Consider the following 16,852-nt stretch of genomic DNA (forward strand, 5'->3'; position numbering starts at 1 on the left):
ACCCCGGCGCATCCGGCGTGCCCCGAGCCGCGCGGCGCGCTTCCCCATCCCCCCGGCTCCGCGAATGGCGCCATGACGGGACGGGAAGGATTTTCCGCCGCTGACCAGGAGGGGCGCCGGCCGGCCGGAATGGGCGCATGGCTCCTGCTCGGGTTCGTCCTCATCGTAGGAGCCGTGGCGGGAGCCGGCGCCGGCTACGGGCTCGCGCGCGGCGCATGGGATATTCCCAACGCGGTCGCGACGCGGCTTCCCGCACCGGTCGCGGCGTGGCTGCCCCAGGCCGCGCGACCCATGCCCCCGGAGCTCAAGGGTTATGCCTTCGAGCTCCTGGATCCCGAGGCCAAGGCGGGCGAGGCGACCCTCAGGGTCCGCCTGCTCGACGCACGCGTCGGCAAGCCCGTGGCCGACGCGCTCGTCTACGCGCGCCGCCTCGACATGGCGCCCGACGGGATGCCGACGATGACCGGCAAGCTGGAGCCCGAGGCAAGCCCAGGACCGGGCATCCACGCCTTCAGGGCCGGCCTGACGATGGAGGGCCGCTGGCGCCTCTCGCTGGCCGCGAAGGTGCCGGGCGAGACCGGCACCGTCCACGACCAACTCGTGCTCAGGGCGGTCGAGTGATGGACCAGACGACACCGATCCACCTGGCGCGGCACCATGAGCGCGCCCCCCGGGGCGGCCATGCGAGGGCGTGGGTCGCGGGCCTCGTCCTCCTGCCCCTCGCCGTCGCGGGCGGGGCCCTTGCCGGGCTGAGGGCCGGCGCGGCGGGATGGCCCCTGCCGGCATGGTTGCCGCCGTCGGTCTCCGGCCCGCTCGTCGGTCGCGGCGCGAAGCCGGCCGCGGCCGCGGATGCGCCCGTCCTCTACTACCGTGATCCCGACGGAAAGGCGGCCTACGCGCTCGCCCCGGCGCGGACGCCCGACGGACGCGACTACCTTCCCGTGCGTGTCGGCGGGGATGTCGACTTCGAGCCCCGGCCCGCCGCGAAGGAGGCCACGGCGAACGCCACCTACGCCGCGCCCCCGGCCGGGGGCCGGAAAATCCTCTACTACCGCAACCCGATGGGCCTGCCCGACACCTCGCCGGTGCCGAGGAAGGACTCGATGGGGATGGACTACGTCCCCGTCTACGAGGGCGAGGCCGAGGAGGGCAACACCCTCAAGATCTCGCCCGGCAAGGTTCAGCGCACCGGCGTCCGCTCCGAGAGGGCCGAACGTCGCGTCGTCAGCCGCGCCGTGCGGGTGCCCGGCACCGTCACCCTCGACGAGCGGCGCGTCACCGTCGTGGCGACACGGTCGGACGCCTACGTCGACCACGTCGAGAACGTCACGACCGGGGACCGCGTGCGCAAGGGCCAGCCCCTGGTCCACGTCTACTCGCCCGAGATCAACGCGGCCGCCGCCCAGCTCATCGCCAATCCCGGCTTCGACGGGGCCCGGCGGCGGCTGCAGAACCTGAACGTCTCGGAGGAGGTGATCAACGAGATGGAGCGGACCCGGAAGGTGCCGATGGCCATCACCTGGTCCGCGCCTCGGGACGGCCTCGTCCTGCAGCGCACCGCCGTCGAGGGCATGAAGGCCGCGGCCGGCGACACCCTGTTCCGGATCGGCGACATCTCGACGATCTGGGTGCTGGCCGAGGTGCCCGAATACGACCTCGGCAGCGTCAAGGTCGGCCAGCCGGTCGGCGTGCGCATGCGCTCGCTCCCCGGGCGCGACTTCGTCGGCAAGGTCGGTCTGATCTACCCGCAGGTGAACACGCAAACGCGCACCACCCGCGTGCGCATCGAGCTGCCGAACCCCGACGGGGTGCTCCTGCCCGACATGTACGCCGACGTCGAGATCGGGACCGGCGCGACGAAGCCCGTCGTCGCGGTCCCGAACGATGCCGTCATCGACACGGGCGCGCGCCAGGTCGTGCTCGTCGACAAGGGCGAGGGCCGCTTCGAGCCGCGCGAGGTCAAGATCGGCGCCCGCGGCGAGGGCTACACCGAGATCCGCGAGGGCGTGCAGGCCGGCGAGCATGTCGTGACCGCGGCCAACTTCCTGATCGACGCCGAGAGCAACCTGAAGGCGGCGCTGCAGAGCATGGCGGCGCCCAAGTCCCCCGCCGAGCCCCGGGCGCAGGCCGAGGAGAACCCGGAATGATCGCGCGCCTCATCGGCTGGTCGGCCCGCAACCTCGTCCTGGTGCTGATCGGGACCGTCTTCGCGGTGGCGGCCGGTCTCTATAGCGTGCGCACCCTGCCGCTCGACGCCATCCCGGACCTCTCGGACGTGCAGACCATCGTCTACACCGAGTACCCGGGGCAAGCGCCCCAGGTCGTCGAGGACCAGGTCACCTACCCGCTGACCACCGCCATGCTCACGGTGCCGCGGTCGAAGGTGGTGCGCGGCTTCTCGTTCTTCGGGGTCTCGTTCGTCTACGTGATCTTCGAGGACGGCACCGATCCGTACTGGGCACGCTCGCGCGTGCTGGAATACCTGAGCGCGGCCGGCAAGCGGCTGCCGGCCGGGGTGACGCCGACGCTCGGGCCCGACGCGACGGGGGTGGGCTGGGTCTACCAGTACGCCATCGTGGCCAAGCAGCAGACGCTCGCCGAGCTGCGCTCGCTGCAGGACTGGGTCGTCCGCTTCGGCGCCTCGCGCGCCGAGGGGGTGGCCGAGGTCGCGGGCGTCGGCGGCTTCGTGAAGCAGTACAACGTCGTCGTCGACCCGAACCGGCTGCGCGCCCAGGGTATCAGCCTCAGCAGGCTCCGAGACGCCATCCGGTCGAGCAACGCCGACGTCGGCGGCCGCACGGTCGAACTCTCCGAGTTCGAGTTCATGGTGCGTGGGCGCGGCTACCTCAGAAGCGTCTCCGACATCGAGAACATCGTCCTGAAGACGGAGGCCGGCACCCCGCTGCGGGTGCGGGACATCGCCCGGGTCGAGCTCGGGCCGGACGAGCGGCGCGGCATCACCGAGATGAACGGCGAGGGCGAGGTGGCCGGCGGCATCATCCTGCAGCGCTTCGGCGCCAACGCCCTCACCGTTATCGAGGGCGCCAAGGCGAAGCTCGCGGAGGTCGCGAAAAGCCTGCCGGCGGGCACCGAGATCCTGGCGGTCTACGACCGCTCGCAGCTGATCGAGGCGGCCATCGACACCCTGAAGCACACGCTCGTCGAGGAGAGCGTCATCGTGGCGCTCGTCTGCATCGTGTTCTTGGCTCACCTGCGCAGCGCGCTGGTGGCCATCCTGATGCTGCCGGTCGGCATCCTGATGGCGTTGGGCGCCATGCATCTCCTCGGGATCGGCGCCAACATCATGAGCCTGGGCGGCATCGCCATCGCGGTCGGGGCCATGATCGACGCCGCCATCGTCATGATCGAGAACGCCCACAAGCACCTGGAGCGGGCGCCGCCGGGCAGGCCCCGGGTCGAGATCCTGGTCGAAGCGGCGGCAGAGGTCGGCCCGTCGCTGTTCTTCTCCCTCCTCGTGATCACGGTGAGCTTCCTGCCGATCTTCACCCTGGAGAGCCAGGAGGGGCGGCTGTTCGGGCCGCTCGCCTTCACCAAGACCTTCGCTATGGCCGCCGCGGCGCTCCTGTCGGTCACCCTGGTGCCGGCCCTGATGGTGCTGTTCGTGCGCGGGCGCATCATCCCCGAGCACCGCAACCCGCTGAACCGGCTGCTGATCTGGGTCTACCGCCCGGTCATCAAGGTCGTGCTGAGGGCCAAGGTGCTGACCATCCTGCTGGCGGTGGCGGCGCTCGGCCTGACCCTCTGGCCGGCCCGCCAGCTCGGCTCCGAGTTCATGCCGGACCTGAACGAGGGCACCCTGATGTACATGCCCACGACCTTGCCGGGCATCTCGGTGACCCAGGCCGGGGAGCTGCTGGCGACCCAGGACCGCATCATCAAGTCCTTCCCGGAGGTGGCTTCGGTCTACGGCAAGGCGGGGCGTGCCTCGACGGCGACGGACCCGGCCCCCACCGAGATGTTCGAGACGATCATCACCCTCAAACCGAAGGCGGAGTGGCGTCCCGGCGTGACGCTGGCGAGCCTCAAGGCCGAGATGGACAGGGCCCTGCAGTTCCCCGGCGTGTCGAATGCCTGGACGCAGCCGATCCGAGCCCGCATCGACATGCTCTCGACCGGCATCCGCACGCCGGTCGGCATCAAGGTCTACGGCACCGAGCTGGCCGAGATGGAGAAGGTCGCCCGACAGATCGAGGCGGTCGTGCGCAACGTGCCGGGCACGTCGAGCGCCTACGCCGAGCGGGTCATCGGCGGCTACTTCCTCGACATCACCCCGGACCGCGAGGCGCTCGGGCGCTACGGCCTGACGGTCGGGGACGTGCAGGACGTCATCGCGACGGCGCTGGGGGGCGAGAGCGTCACGAACACGGTCGAGGGCCGCGAGCGCTACACCGTCAACGTGCGGTACCCCCGCGACTTCCGTTCGGATCCGCAAGCCATCGCCACCGAGGTGCAGGTGCCGTTGCCGGCCGGCGGCACGGTGCCGCTCGGCGAGGTGGCCAAGGTGCAGCTGACCCGGGGGCCGACCTCGATCCGCACCGAGAACGGGCAGCTCGCGGTCTACATCTTCGTCGACATAACCGGGCGCGACCTCGGCGGCTACGTCGCCGAGGCCCGGGACGCGGTCGACAAGGAGGTCCAGCTCGCGCCGGGCACGAGCGTCCAGTGGAGCGGCCAGTTCGAGTACCTGGAGCGGGCGGAGGCGCGGCTGAAGATCGTGGTGCCCGTGACGCTGCTCGTCATCTTCCTGCTCCTCTACCTGAACTTCCGGCGCCTGACCGAGACGCTGATCGTCATGCTGTCCCTGCCCTTCGCCCTCGTGGGCGGCGTCTGGCTGATGTGGTGGATGGGCTTCAACATGTCGGTGGCGGTGGCGGTGGGGTTCATCGCGCTCGCCGGCGTCGCCGCGGAGACCGGCGTGATCATGCTGGTCTACCTCGACCATGCCTGGGACGAGCGTCGGGCCGCGGCCCTCGCCGCCGGGCGGGAGACCACGCGCGCGGACCTGTACCAAGCCATCATGGTGGGGGCGGTCGAGCGGGTGCGGCCGAAGATGATGACGGTCGTCGCCATCATGGCGGGCCTGCTGCCCATCCTGTGGAGCACCGGCGCGGGGTCGGAGATCATGCAGCGCATCGCGGTGCCGATGATCGGCGGCATGGTCTCCTCGACCGTGCTGACCCTCGTCGTGATCCCGGCCATCTACGGGCTGGTGAAGGAACGGAGGCCGACGCTTCGGCAGGAGCGGCGGGCCGCCGTGCACGCGGGCCTCCCCCGGGCCGCCGAGTGAGCGTGGCTGGACGGGCCGTCCCGGCGGCCGTGAGCAGACAGGAGTTGGTTATGAGCGAACTTTTCCGGCCGTCCCGACGCATGGTGGTCCTCGGCCTGGCGGCCGCCGGCGTACAGGCGGCGCGGGCGGAGGATCTGCCGGAAGTCGTCGCCACGAAGGACCCGAGCTGCGGTTGCTGCGAGGCCTGGGTCAAGCACCTGCGCGCCGAGGGTTTTCGCGTCCAGGTCGTGAACGCCCCCGTGAACCCGGTCAAGGCGAGGCTCGGGGTGCCGCGGGAGCTGGCCTCGTGCCACACGGCCCAGGTCGGCGGCTACGTGATCGAGGGGCACGTGCCCGCATCGGCCATCAAGCGGCTGCTGGTGGAGAAGCCTGCCGGCACCGGCCTCGCGGTGCCCGGCATGCCGGTCGGTTCGCCCGGCATGGAGGTCGACGGGGTGGAGCCCGCCACCTACGAGGTGGTGCTGTTCGGCCCGGGCGTGCGCACCACCTTCGCGCGATTTCGCGGCGGGCAGGCCGTCTAGCCGGGCATGGCGGCACGCCCGCCCTGGCAAGCAGGGGGCTTCTTGACCGAGGTCGACCGGACCGCCGCGGCATTGACCTTCGAGCGCGACGACGAGGACGAACTCTTGGCTTGCGGCGTCGGCCCGCGCATCGCCGTCGCCATCGTCAACACGAGCAAGACATCGGCCGGCTTGGGCCGCCTCGACAACGTCCGCCACGGGACGGGGGAGCCGAGGCGGCTCTTGCCGAGGGCCTCGGGGGCGGCGCCACCGTCGGTCTCGTCGAGCTGAGGATTGCGTGCGGTGACGATCGCCATCCTGAGGCCTCGCCGCAGGTCAACCGGGGGCGCCGCGGCGGCACTGGCGGGGTGCCGGCCTTCCCAACGCAGGGCCCACCCACCGCGCTGTGGCTGGATGCAGGGAGCCCACAACGTCGCGGTCGTCGCGAGCCCTGCCGACATCTGGTTCGAACCCGGGGCACCCGAATCGGGCGACGCGCCGAGACAGCGGCCTTGGGACTGGGCGGTCGAAGCGCCGGCCGCCCTCGCGTGGGGAGCTCGGGCAAAACGGCAGGGTGGTGCCGCTAATCCTCGATCCAAGCGAGCTGCCGCCGGTACACCTGACCCTCGCCGCCACAGGACCGGCAATCGAAGTCGTGCCGCTGCCCCGTCCCCTTGCAGCTCGGGCACGTCACCAAGTCATACTGTGACCAGTCGTACCGGTCCGCCAGCTGCCGTTCCATGCGCCCGTCGCCGCCACAGGGTGGGCAGTCGTAGCCGTTGACCTGTCCGCTGCCGCCGCAGAGGCGGCACGGCACCTCGGCGTAGTCCGACAGGTCGACGCGCTCGGCGTGCCGTGCCTCGACCCGCCCGTCGCCCTGGCACACGGGGCAATCGAGGCCGTCCCGTCGCCCGCTTCCGTGGCAGAGGGGGCAATCGACCTCGTCGTATGCGGTTGGATCGATCCTGTCGGCGACGTGCCGCTCCATCGACCTCTCGCCGCCGCAGGCCGGGCACTCCTCGCCCTGCCGGCGCCCGACGCCCGCGCAGACGGGACAGGGCACTTCCTGGTAGTCCCTGGCGTCGACCGCTTCCGCGTGGCGACGCTGCATGCGACGCTCGCCGCCGCAGGCCGTGCATGGGCTCCCGTTGCGCTGGCCCAGCCCGTCGCAGACCGGGCAATCCACCGCTTGGTAAGCCGATACGTCGATTCGGCGGGCCTCCGCCGTGCCGATGTAGCCCTCGCCCCCGCAGGCCGGGCAATCGGAGCCGTCCCACGAGCCCGCACCCCCGCAGAGCGGGCAGGCGGTCATCGAGGCGTCCCGCAGGAACTCGTCCCGCGCCTCGACGACGGCCGCGGCGAACGTCGGTATCCGAGCCCCGGGCAGCGCCCGGGCTCCCTTCGCCGAGGTGGCGACCTTGGCCGCGAACTTGCCGTAGGACCGGCCGACGGGACCGGCCGTCGGCTTCGCGGTCGCGGCCCTGCTCGCGGTCTCTTCCAGCGCGACGATGTCCTGTTCAGCAAGGGCAACCGCGGCGCCGTGGGCCGCGGCGAACTGCGCGTTGGCCAACAGGCCGCCGATCTCCTCAATCTGTCGGACGAGTTGCAGGACGGCGAGGCTCGCATTCCGTTCGATGGTCCACCCCCGCACGCGCCGGTTGACGAGCATCTGCTTCACGGCCCGCACGGTCGCGAGGTCGACGTCGCGGGGCATGTACAGGCCCTTGTCGAAGTCCGTGTGGTGGTTTGGGCAGAGCCAGATGAGACCGGCGGGATGGTGGCTCAGGGTTTGCGAGACGGGCTCGATATGCGCGGCCTCGCAGTTCGCGCCGTGGCTGCAGATCGCGCAGCCGCAGTTCGCCTCAAGCTTGATCTCCAGGCGGACCTTCTCGGGCATGTGCGGACGCGTCTTGCCTTCCTTGACCGGCCAAGGTTCCCGCAGGAACTTGTCGAAGGCGGCGAGCTCGGCTTCCTCGTACCAGCGCAGCCCGTCCCCGGTCTCGCACGCGAGCTTGCGCCGGATGCCGGCCTTGGCCCCGTAGCGCGTGAAGTGTTCGAGCAGTTCCGGCGACATCCGCAGGCGGATCGCCGCTTCGACCTCGGACAGCTTCCCGTTGCCTTCGGGCTTGGTGTTGCTCGCCATCCGGGGGCTCTAGCGTCCGTCGAAACAGTCTTTGGCGTGCCGGCCAGGGACGGTCGCCCGCCGAGGAAGACGACGCGGCGGTCGCCCCTCGGCCCACCGGCTCGGGCCGGGCGCGCCCTTCTAAACTTGCCGGCGCCACCCGGCAACGACGTGCCCGGACCGGCTGACCCGATGTACGTCCGGGCCGAACGGCACCGGACGCCTGGGTCGACGTGCTGCCATCCCTGAAGCTGTCTACGCACTCGTCCCGCGGCGAAAGCGAGGGCCGCCTCGGTTCCTACTGGCCGAAGCAGGCGTACGACGGGCCATGGTGGCAGGTGGCGTGATCATGGCGCGTGAAGTGGTTGTAGAAGCCGCGGTCGTGGGCGAGATGCTCGCACTCGTGATAGGAGTAGACGCAGCCGAGGAAGACCGGGCGATTATGTACCCGGAGTGTCTTGGCGGTCGGTGCGAGGCCGGCGCTCGAACCGTGATCGGACGCCGCGCCGTAGGGCGGCGGTGTCATCCGGAAGCCGACGGCACCTGCCCCGGTCGGGACCAAGACCAGGGCGAGTGCGGAGACGTAGAGAACCCGTTTGAGCATCGCGTATCCCTCCCGGGTCGTTTCCTGCAGTTGAGATCCCCCGTCCGGGATCGAGTAACGCACGAGCGGCCTGAAACGGTTGCACACCCCTAGGGGGTAATCGGCGCAGCGGGTCGGCGAAGTCTCCGGATCGGGTGAAGTTCGGAGCCTGTCCGGGCCGAATGACCTCGTCTTGAAGGCGCCGCGCGCACGCCTAGACCCACGAAGGCCTCAGCTCTTGCCGACGATGGCAGCGCCCCGTCGATCGTTACCCCCATGGGGTACGTTAAGGGGATATCAACCGTGCCGTGGGAGGGTTCGCTGACGGGGACTGCGGGTGAGGGACCGGACGATGGTTGGAATCGGTGAAATGGCGCGAACGCTCGGCCTGCTCGGCTGCGGCCTGATCTCCGCGACGTTCGCGGCACCGTCACACGCGGCTGACCTGCCGCCGGCCGCGCCGATGCCGGAACTGCGCGGAACGCTCGCGCCGGAGGCCGAGGTGTCGGGCTTTTACCTCCGCGGCGACATCGGTTTCAGCAACCAATCCGTGGAACGGCTCTCCAACAGCCTGGACGCGCTCGGGACGATCGAGAAGGTCAATCTGGGTTTCGCGGGCGCCCCGCTCGCGGGCGGCGGCGCCGGCTACCGCTTCGGCCGGTGGTTCCGGGCCGACGTCACGGGCGAGTATCGCAGCGCCGCCGCGTTCACCGGGCTTGAGCGCTACCGCGACGCGAGCCTGCCGCTCGGGTACGGCACCGACGAGTACACCGCGTCGAAGCGTGAAGTGGCCGTGCTTCTCAACGGCTACGTCGATCTCGGCAATTGGTACGGCCTCACGCCGTTCCTGGGCGCCGGCGTCGGCGCGGTGCGGATCACGCTCGACAATTTCAAGGACACGAACGTCGTCACGCAGGGCCTCGCCTACGCGAAGGCAGGCTCGAAGACGAACCTCGCTTGGGCGTTGCACGCGGGTGTCGGCTACGAGGTGAGCCCGAGCTTCACGGTCGAGCTCGCATACCGCTACCTCAATCTCGGAGACGGAAAGACCGGCACGGTCTACAACTATGCCGGCCAGTGCGGGTCTTGCGAGGCGCTGACCTTCAAGAACGTCGATTCGCACGACGTGAAGCTCGGCTTGCGCTGGGCACCATGGGCCGCGACCGCTCCAGCCGAGCAGGCGCCGCTGGTGCGCCGGTACTGAGGTCGCGCGGTCCCGCGCGGCACCCGCACCGGTGGCGGGCTCCCCCGAGCCGGAACGGCGGCCACCACGCGGGCAGGATGGGGGTGCGTGCACGGCAGGGGCGATTGGCTTGCAGCCTCAAATCGCCAGGAAACGGCTTCGGACGCTCCACCGACAGCAGAAGTGTTCGTGCGTTGCCGATATTGGCGGCCTGTGCAAGGATTGGCCTGGGTACGAGAGGGTCTCTGGGTCCTTGGCAGTTCTTCGCGCAATGTTGCTTGCCGTGCTGGCGATGGCCGTGGCCATCGCCCCGGCGGCGCCGTGCACGATGCAGCGCCACGCCGCGGCCGATCACGCCGCCGCCGACCAGGCCGCCGCCGACCCGCATGCCCACCACCGGCACGGAGCCGGCTCCGCCGACGCGCCCGCGGCAGCGAGCGTCCAGGCGGACGGCGCGGACGGCCCCGACTGCCAGCGGCATGCCTCGGCCGGCCAGCACCACCCGGGCGGCCACGGCCACCACAAGCGGCCGGCCGGCTGCGCGGCCACCTGCTGCCCCCTGGCCTGCCAGGCGGCCGTGCCGGACGCGCCCTGGTCGGGCGAGGCGCTGACCCTGCGCCCCTCCGAGCCCATCGGCCTGGCCCAGGAGGACGGCGTCGCCCAGCCGCGTCCCCTGCGCATCGAGCGGCCCCCCAGGCAGCGCGCCTGACCGCGGCGGGCCAAACGCCCGCCCGCCCCCGCCCGCCGCACCTGGCCGCGCCCTGACCAGGATCCTGCCTCGCAGGCCGCGCCCGGCCCGGCCGGCTCAGCCGCGCCCGCGCCCCCCCCTCCCTGTCCGCCGGTCCGCGCCCCCGAGCGCGGCCGCCAGCCCCCGTTCGGGATCCGAAGCGATGCTCACCTTCCTCAGGCCGGCCGTGGCGCTCACGGCCTTGCCGCTCGCGGCCTGCGTGCCCACCGCCGCGCCGGACTGGCTGGTTGCCCCGGCCAACCCCGCCGCTGCCGTGCGCGCGCCGCGCTACTCCGCGGTCACCGCGGGCGTGGCGCGCTACGACGTGGTCGATCCCAAGGACTGGCGCGAGCTCAACCGCGCCGTGACGCCGAGGTCCGGCTCGGGCGGCATGGAGGGCATGGACCACTCCCGGATGCCCGGCATGAACATGCCCGGCATGGGCGGCAAGCGCGACACGGGAGGGCGGTGATGGGACCCACCTGTAACCAAACCCCGCCCGCCCACGGACTAACCCCCAAAGGGAACCCACGGATGACCGCGACCGGCATGCGCTCGATGGCCGAGACGAAGCTGCCGCTCTTCGGGGTCGCACACTTCCGGAAGCCGCGATGAGGCAATCGTCCCTGATGAGGGCGGCGTCCCTGTCCGGGGAAGCGGCCGCCGGCGTGCGAGGTGGGGTGCCGGGCGCCCTCGTCCTGCCTCGCTCCCGGCTGTTCCTGGTCCCGTGCGCGGCACTCCTCCTTTCATCCCCGGCCGTCGCCGTCGGGGACGCGCCCGCGGGCGCGTCCGCCCCTGCCGCGCCGTCATCCGCGGGCGATGCGGCTCGCACGGCGTCGGATCAGGCCGGCTATCGGCGGATGCTCGCGCGCGAGGCCGAAGCGCGCGGAGTGCCCCCGGCCATCGCCGATGCCGTCGCGTACGTGGAGAGCGGGTACGATGCCGGCGCGGTCGGCGGGGTCGGCGAGCTCGGACTGATGCAGGTCCGGCCGACAACCGCGGCCATGCTCGGTCACACGGGTCCCGCCGGGGCCCTCCTCGATCCCGCGACCAACGTCCGCTTCGGCGTCGCCTACCTCGCCCAAGCTTGGAAGCTCACGCAGGGCGATCTCTGCCGCACGCTGATGAAGTACAGGGCCGGTCATGGCGAGGAGCGGATGAGCCCGCGCTCCGCCACCTACTGCCAGCGGGTGCGGGTCCGCCTCGCGGCGACCGACGCTTCCCTCGCCGGGACCGCCCCACCCTCCTTCCCGGGAAGCGTCCGCGGGGTTCCCGCGGCGCGCCTCACGGAAAGCGACCCCCGTTCGGCAATCGCGCGGCGCCTGTGGGCCGAGCATGCGGCCCGTGTCCGCGGCATCGGGGCGCGCATCGACCGCATCATGGGCGGCGGCTGAGAACCTGTCGGAGCAAGCTACGTGAACGTCCGCCTCAGCCCGGTCCCGCCCGCCGTCAAACCACGTGCCCTGCCCGCCGCGGGCGGCGGCAGCTTGGAGGTCTGAACCCATGGACCACGGTCACCACGCGCACCATCCCCACGGGCACCGTCACGGCCACGGCGCGGCGTGCGCGGCCGGGGAAACCGCGACGGACCCCGTCTGCGGCATGCGGGTCGACCCTGCGGCCACGCCCCACCATGCCGAGCACGAGCACGCGACCTACCACTTCTGCTCGGCGGGCTGCCGCGCGAAGTTCGTGGCCGAGCCGGCACGCTACCTGGCGGCTGACAAAGGGCCGCCGGACGCCCCTGGCGGGGCGGTCTACACCTGTCCGATGCACCCGGAGATCCGCCGCGACCGACCGGGCAGCTGCCCGATCTGCGGGATGGCGCTGGAGCCGCTCACGCCGACGAGCGGCCCGGTCGAGAACGCCGAGCTCAAGGACATGAGCCGCCGCTTCTGGGTCGGCCTCCTCCTGACCCTGCCCGTCTTCGCCCTGGAGATGGGGGGACATCTGACCGGCCTCGTCGACCGCCTCGGCCTGCAAACCTCGAACTGGGTCCAGCTGCTGCTCGCCTCGCCGGTCGTCCTCTGGGCGGGGTGGCCGTTCTTCGAGCGGGGCTGGCAGTCGCTGGTGAACCGCCGCCTCAACATGTTCACCCTCATCGCCCTCGGGACCGGCGCGGCCTACCTCTACAGCGTCGCCGCGACCGTGGCGCCGGGGCTCTTCCCCGAAGGCCTGCGCGGCCATGACGGGGCGGTGCCGGCCTACTTCGAGGCCGCGGCGGTCATCACCGTCCTGGTGCTGCTCGGGCAGGTGCTGGAACTCGGGGCCCGCGAGCGCACCTCGGGCGCGATCCGGGCGCTGCTCGACCTCGCCCCGCAGAAGGCCTTGCGTCTCGGGATGGGAGGGGCCGACGAGGAGGTGCTCGTCTCGGCGGTGGCGGTCGGGGACCGCCTGCGCGTCCGACCCGGGGAGAAGGTGCCGGTCGACGGCGAGGTCCTGGAGGGGCGCTCGGCCGTGGACGAGGCGATGATCAGCGGCGAGCCGATTCCCGTCTCGAAGGAGCCCGGCTCCCTCGTGGTGGGCGGGAGCCTGAACACGACCGGGGGCTTCGTCATGCGCGCGACGCGTGTCGGGTCCGAGACCACGCTGGCCCGCATCGTCGCGATGGTCGCCGAGGCCCAGCGCTCGCGCGCCCCCGTCCAGCGCCTGGTGGACGATGCGGCGGCCTGGTTCGTCCCCGTGGTGATCTCCGTCGCCGCCCTCGCCTTCGTCGCCTGGATGGCCTTCGGGCCGGAGCCACGCTTCACCTACGCCCTCCTCGCGGCGGTCGCGGTCCTCATCATCGCCTGCCCCTGCGCCCTCGGCCTGGCGACGCCGATGTCGATCATGGTCGGGGTCGGTCGCGGCGCCCAGGACGGGGTGCTGGTCAAGAACGCCGAGGCCCTGGAGCGGTTGGAGAAGGTCGACACGCTCGTCATCGACAAGACCGGGACCCTGACCGAGGGCAAGCCCAAGGTCACCGCCGTGTTGCCGGCCCCCGGTTTCACGGACGCCGAGGTGCTGCGCCTCGCCGCCGCGGTCGAGCGTGCGAGCGAGCATCCCCTGGCCCTCGCCATCGTCCGGGCCGCGGAAGCGCGCGGCGTCCCGGGAGCCGTGGCGTCCGACTTCGAGGCCCCGACCGGCAAGGGGGCGCTCGGCACGGTCGAGGGACGGCGCGTGGCCATCGGCAACGGGCGTTTCCTGGAGGAGCAGGGGACGGACGTGACGCTGCTCCAGGCGCGGGCCGAGGAGGTGCGCAGCCGGGGCGCGACGGCGGTCCTCGTCGCCGCGGGCGGGAAGCCGGCCGGCGTCATCGCCATCCAGGACCCCGTCAAGACGAGCACGTTCGAGGCCTTGCGAAGGCTGCGGGAGGAAGGCTTGCGCATCGTCATGTTGACCGGCGACAGCCGGACCACGGCCGAGTTCGTCGCCAGGTCGCTCGGCATCGACGAGGTCGAGGCCGAGATCCTTCCCGACCGGAAGGCGGAGGTGGTCAGGACGCTCCAGGGCCAGGGCGCGGTCGTGGCGATGGCCGGCGACGGGATCAACGACGCGCCGGCCCTCGCCGCAGCGGATGTCGGCATCGCGATGGGCGGCGGCACCGACGTGGCCATCGAGAGCGCGGGCGTGACGCTGCTCCGCGGGGACCTGGTCGGCATCGTCAGGGCCCGGCGCCTGTCCCGGGCGACGATGCGCAACATCCGCCAGAACCTGTTCTTCGCCTTCATCTACAACGCGCTGGGCGTGCCGGTCGCCGCCGGGCTGCTCTACCCGTTCCTCGGCATCCTGCTCTCGCCAGTCATCGCGGCGGCCGCCATGGCGCTCTCGTCGGTGAGCGTGATCGGGAACGCCCTGCGCCTCCGCACGACGCGGATCGGCTGAGGCAGGGCCATGGCCTGCGCGCCGCCCTCCGCCGACGGGCCCGGCCCGACCCGTAGGGCGGAAACCCGGCGCGGGCGAATTCTGGGCCGTGCCCCCCTCCCTCCTTCGAGCAATCGCATGAGCCCGTGGAGACCATGACCACGCACCCGCTCGCACTCGGCGTCACGGGCGCCTACCTCGCCATGGTCGATACCGTCGTCCCTGACTTCGTCGAGGCTTTGTACCTCGTCGGTTCCGTCGCCATGGGCGACTTTCGGCCCCCGCTCAGCGACGTGAATTTCGTGGCGGTGTCCCAGGCTCGCCCGGGCCGGGGCGAGGTGGCCGCCCTCGCCGAGGCTCATGCCGGCCTCGCCCGCGGCTGGCCGGCCCCGGCGCTCGACGGCGTCTACCTGACCTGGGACGACCTGCGGGCCGGCCCGCTTGCCGTCCCGAACGGCCCCTGCGTCCGGCAAGGGCGATTCTTCGCGTCGGGATGCCACGACCGGCATCCGCTCACCTGGAGCGTCCTGAGGGCCAGCGCGGTCACCATCCGCGGTCCGCTCTGCGCGGGCACCGGGCTCTGGCGTGGAACGACCCACCTGGAACGGTGGGCCCTGGCCAGCGTCGACGAACGCCGGCGCGCTGGACTCGGACCCGATACGGCGGACGCGACGCTCCTCGCGGCGAACGGGGTCGAACGGTTCGTCCTCGGCATGTGCCGGCTCCATTACGTCCTCGCGACCGGGGTCGTGCCTTCGAAGAGCGACGCCGGCCTGTACGGGTTGATCACCTTCCAGCCGGAGTGGCATCGCATCATCGACGAGGCCCTGCGCATCCGCAGGGAACCGGGGGCGGAATGCCTCTACGCGACGCCCGGCGAGCGCGGCCGCGACACGTTGGCTTTCGTCCGCCTCGTCGCGGACGACGCACGAACGCTCGTCGTCGGTCCTGGCGGTTCCGGACCGGGCTGAGGGCGCTCGGTCTCCCACATCGCCCGGCCGGGAACGGCCGCGCTGCGGTGCGCGGCCGCCTGTGCCGTCCCGAGCTTGGCCGTTACGCCAGGCCTGCGGACGGGCCGCGAGAGGGGCGCCGACGAGATCGGCCTTCGTTCTGCCGGGAGCGCCCGCGGGCGCTCCCGGCAGGGCCGGACCTCCGAAGCCCATTCGGAGGTCGTCGGGCTCACGGCAAGCCGCGCCGCGCCCTTCCGCCCGGACAAACGCCGGAGCCTTGTCGCCAGGAGTACCCGTTGCTGACCCCGCCGATCATCCACGACCTGATCCATCGGACGTTGGGCCTCGACCACCCCCACACCCACTGGTGGATCGACCTCGTCACGGTCCTGGTCCTCGTCGTGGCACCTGCCTGGACCGCTTGGCTCGCCATCCGGTCGGGCCTGCGCTGGGCCGCCGCCCGGCGGCATCGCACCCGCGGGACGGCGGCGCTTCCGCCGCCCGCCGCGTCCCTGGACGCGGCGGGACGGCCAGGCGCCCGCCCGGCAGTGGCGGCGCGGCTGGAATCCTACGTCGTGCGTGCGACCTCGCGGCTGCAGTTCCGTCTCGTGCTCCTCTCCGTCCTGACGCTGCCGGCGGCCTGGCTGCTCCTTGAGATCCCCAAGCACATCATCAACCACGCCCTCGCCGACGATACGGGCGACGGTCACCCGAAGATGGCCTTCCTCGGCGTCCAGCTGGGTCGCGTCGAGCTGCTGTTCGCGCTGTGTGCCAGCTACCTGGCCGTGCTCACGCTCAGCGGCCTCGCCAAGTACGCGGTCAATCGGGTCCGGGGGCGCGTGAACGAGCGCCTCGTGCGCCGCCTCCGCCTCGCCATCGTCCGCCGCGCGCGCGGCGAGCGCTCCCCCGAACGGCGGGCCACGCTGGCCGCCGTCGCGGTCCAGGAGGTCGAGCCCATCGGCTATTTCGGCGGCAGCCTGGTGGTCGTGCCACTCGTCCAAGGCGGCACGCTCGTGACCAGCATCGTCTTCCTCCTCCTGCAGAACGCCGCCCTGGCGCTGGCGGCCCTGATCATGCTGCCGGTCCAGCTGTCTATCCTGCCGCGGTTGCAGGGGCGGTTGAACGCGAAGGTCCGCCAAAGGGTCCATGCCACGCGGGAGCTGGGGGCGCTCCTCACCGCTCCCGCGGACGCGCGACAAGCCGGCCGCGCGGCGTGCGAGCCCTCCGACCTGAGCCGGCAGATGCTTCAGGCCCGGAAGCTTGAGGGGGTGCGCATCGAGATCAACGACCTGAAGGGCCGCCTCAAGGGCCTCTACAACTACACCTCGAACCTCACCCCGTTCTTCTTCTTCTCGATCGGCGGCTACCTCGTCGTGCAGGGTCAGCTCTCGCTCGGCGCGCTCGTCGCAGCCCTGGCCGCCTACAAGGAGATCGCCCCGGCCATGCGCGAGCTGTTCGACTTCGCCCAGGACTGGTCCGACGCGAGCGCGCGCTTCGAGGAGGTCACCAAGGCCCTCGGGCCGGCCGGGCCTGGGGATCGCGCGACGGAGAGGTCGGCGCGCGACCGGACCGTTCGGGCGGCCTGAGCGAAGCCGGCGAGCGCCGGAGCCTCGCGAGCAGGCGTCCGGCCCCGCGC

14 protein-coding genes are annotated in these 16,852 nt (G+C 71.9%); 11 read left to right on the forward strand and 3 right to left on the reverse strand.

Features of this window, described 5'->3' with window-relative positions; translation table 11 throughout:
* Window positions 1-72 precede the first annotated feature (72 nt).
* The 4 genes from HNR01_RS07415 to HNR01_RS07430 are packed head-to-tail and all read left to right on the forward strand — an operon-like array spanning window position 73 to window position 5,829.
* Window positions 73-621: a FixH family protein gene (locus HNR01_RS07415; protein ID WP_183667255.1), complete on the forward strand. Its 549-nt coding sequence runs from the start codon at window positions 73-75 to the stop codon at window positions 619-621.
* Window positions 621-2,147, forward strand: coding sequence for an efflux RND transporter periplasmic adaptor subunit (locus HNR01_RS07420; RefSeq protein WP_183667256.1), 1,527 nt, complete (start codon window positions 621-623; stop codon window positions 2,145-2,147). Before HNR01_RS07415 ends, HNR01_RS07420 begins: the two co-directional genes overlap by 1 nt.
* Window positions 2,144-5,308 carry an efflux RND transporter permease subunit gene (locus HNR01_RS07425; protein WP_183667257.1) on the forward strand — a complete coding sequence of 1,055 codons (3,165 nt, stop codon included), beginning with the start codon at window positions 2,144-2,146 and terminating at the stop codon, window positions 5,306-5,308. Before HNR01_RS07420 ends, HNR01_RS07425 begins: the two co-directional genes overlap by 4 nt.
* Before the next feature lie 50 nt (window positions 5,309-5,358).
* A complete protein-coding gene (locus HNR01_RS07430) occupies window positions 5,359-5,829 on the forward strand; it encodes a DUF411 domain-containing protein (RefSeq protein WP_096485538.1) in 471 nt (156 codons plus the stop codon).
* On the opposite strand, the gene HNR01_RS07435 is transcribed toward HNR01_RS07430, so the two are convergent.
* The 3 genes from HNR01_RS07435 to HNR01_RS07445 all read right to left on the reverse strand — a co-directional run bounded on the left by HNR01_RS07435 (window position 5,826) and on the right by HNR01_RS07445 (window position 8,534).
* Complete coding sequence (locus HNR01_RS07435) at window positions 5,826-6,125, reverse strand: hypothetical protein (RefSeq protein ID WP_183667258.1); 300 nt, start codon at window positions 6,123-6,125, stop codon at window positions 5,826-5,828. The two genes, HNR01_RS07430 and HNR01_RS07435, sit on opposite strands and share 4 nt — an antisense overlap.
* Before the next feature lie 266 nt (window positions 6,126-6,391).
* Complete coding sequence (locus tag HNR01_RS07440) at window positions 6,392-7,951, reverse strand: HNH endonuclease signature motif containing protein (RefSeq protein WP_183667259.1); 1,560 nt, start codon at window positions 7,949-7,951, stop codon at window positions 6,392-6,394.
* A 277-nt stretch (window positions 7,952-8,228) separates the two neighbouring features.
* Entirely contained in the window at window positions 8,229-8,534 is a 306-nt protein-coding gene (locus HNR01_RS07445) for a hypothetical protein (RefSeq protein ID WP_009866369.1), read from the reverse strand.
* A gap of 349 nt (window positions 8,535-8,883) precedes the next feature.
* Between HNR01_RS07445 and HNR01_RS07450 the strand changes: the two genes are divergently transcribed.
* From HNR01_RS07450 to HNR01_RS07480, 7 genes are all read left to right on the forward strand, one after another.
* Window positions 8,884-9,717 (forward strand): outer membrane protein, encoded by an 834-nt coding sequence (locus HNR01_RS07450; RefSeq protein ID WP_238257918.1) that lies wholly within the window; start codon window positions 8,884-8,886, stop codon window positions 9,715-9,717.
* Between the two features lie 250 nt (window positions 9,718-9,967).
* Window positions 9,968-10,405, forward strand: a complete 438-nt coding sequence (locus HNR01_RS07455) for a hypothetical protein (RefSeq protein ID WP_183667261.1) — start codon at window positions 9,968-9,970, stop codon at window positions 10,403-10,405.
* Window positions 10,406-10,586: 181 nt separating this feature from the next.
* Window positions 10,587-10,895, forward strand: coding sequence for a hypothetical protein (locus HNR01_RS07460; protein WP_183667262.1), 309 nt, complete (start codon window positions 10,587-10,589; stop codon window positions 10,893-10,895).
* Between the two features lie 418 nt (window positions 10,896-11,313).
* On the forward strand, window positions 11,314-11,817 hold the full coding sequence (locus tag HNR01_RS28135) for a transglycosylase SLT domain-containing protein (protein WP_376770934.1): 504 nt from the start codon (window positions 11,314-11,316) through the stop codon (window positions 11,815-11,817).
* A 109-nt stretch (window positions 11,818-11,926) separates the two neighbouring features.
* On the forward strand, window positions 11,927-14,287 hold the full coding sequence (locus HNR01_RS07470) for a heavy metal translocating P-type ATPase (protein WP_183667264.1): 2,361 nt from the start codon (window positions 11,927-11,929) through the stop codon (window positions 14,285-14,287).
* 134 nt (window positions 14,288-14,421) lie between these two features.
* On the forward strand, window positions 14,422-15,237 hold the full coding sequence (locus HNR01_RS07475; protein ID WP_183667265.1) for an aminoglycoside adenylyltransferase domain-containing protein: 816 nt from the start codon (window positions 14,422-14,424) through the stop codon (window positions 15,235-15,237).
* Window positions 15,238-15,512: 275 nt separating this feature from the next.
* Window positions 15,513-16,802 carry an ABC transporter ATP-binding protein gene (locus HNR01_RS07480; protein WP_183667266.1) on the forward strand — a complete coding sequence of 430 codons (1,290 nt, stop codon included), beginning with the start codon at window positions 15,513-15,515 and terminating at the stop codon, window positions 16,800-16,802.
* The last annotated feature ends 50 nt before the right edge of the window (window positions 16,803-16,852 follow it).

Source organism: Methylorubrum rhodesianum (assembly GCF_014199985.1).
Classification (GTDB): Bacteria; Pseudomonadota; Alphaproteobacteria; order Rhizobiales; family Beijerinckiaceae; genus Methylobacterium; species Methylobacterium rhodesianum.

Coding starts and splice junctions, on each gene's coding strand:
- HNR01_RS07470 (WP_183667264.1), top strand. CDS start 11,927: ATGGACCACGGTCACCACGCGCACCATCCCCACGGGCACCGTCACGGC.
- HNR01_RS07450 (WP_238257918.1), top strand. CDS start 8,884: ATGGCGCGAACGCTCGGCCTGCTCGGCTGCGGCCTGATCTCCGCGACG.
- HNR01_RS07475 (WP_183667265.1), top strand. CDS start 14,422: ATGACCACGCACCCGCTCGCACTCGGCGTCACGGGCGCCTACCTCGCC.
- HNR01_RS07440 (WP_183667259.1), bottom strand. CDS start 7,951: ATGGCGAGCAACACCAAGCCCGAAGGCAACGGGAAGCTGTCCGAGGTC.
- HNR01_RS07415 (WP_183667255.1), top strand. CDS start 73: ATGACGGGACGGGAAGGATTTTCCGCCGCTGACCAGGAGGGGCGCCGG.
- HNR01_RS07430 (WP_096485538.1), top strand. CDS start 5,359: ATGAGCGAACTTTTCCGGCCGTCCCGACGCATGGTGGTCCTCGGCCTG.
- HNR01_RS07420 (WP_183667256.1), top strand. CDS start 621: ATGGACCAGACGACACCGATCCACCTGGCGCGGCACCATGAGCGCGCC.
- HNR01_RS07455 (WP_183667261.1), top strand. CDS start 9,968: ATGTTGCTTGCCGTGCTGGCGATGGCCGTGGCCATCGCCCCGGCGGCG.
- HNR01_RS07435 (WP_183667258.1), bottom strand. CDS start 6,125: ATGGCGATCGTCACCGCACGCAATCCTCAGCTCGACGAGACCGACGGT.
- HNR01_RS07460 (WP_183667262.1), top strand. CDS start 10,587: ATGCTCACCTTCCTCAGGCCGGCCGTGGCGCTCACGGCCTTGCCGCTC.
- HNR01_RS07445 (WP_009866369.1), bottom strand. CDS start 8,534: ATGCTCAAACGGGTTCTCTACGTCTCCGCACTCGCCCTGGTCTTGGTC.
- HNR01_RS07425 (WP_183667257.1), top strand. CDS start 2,144: ATGATCGCGCGCCTCATCGGCTGGTCGGCCCGCAACCTCGTCCTGGTG.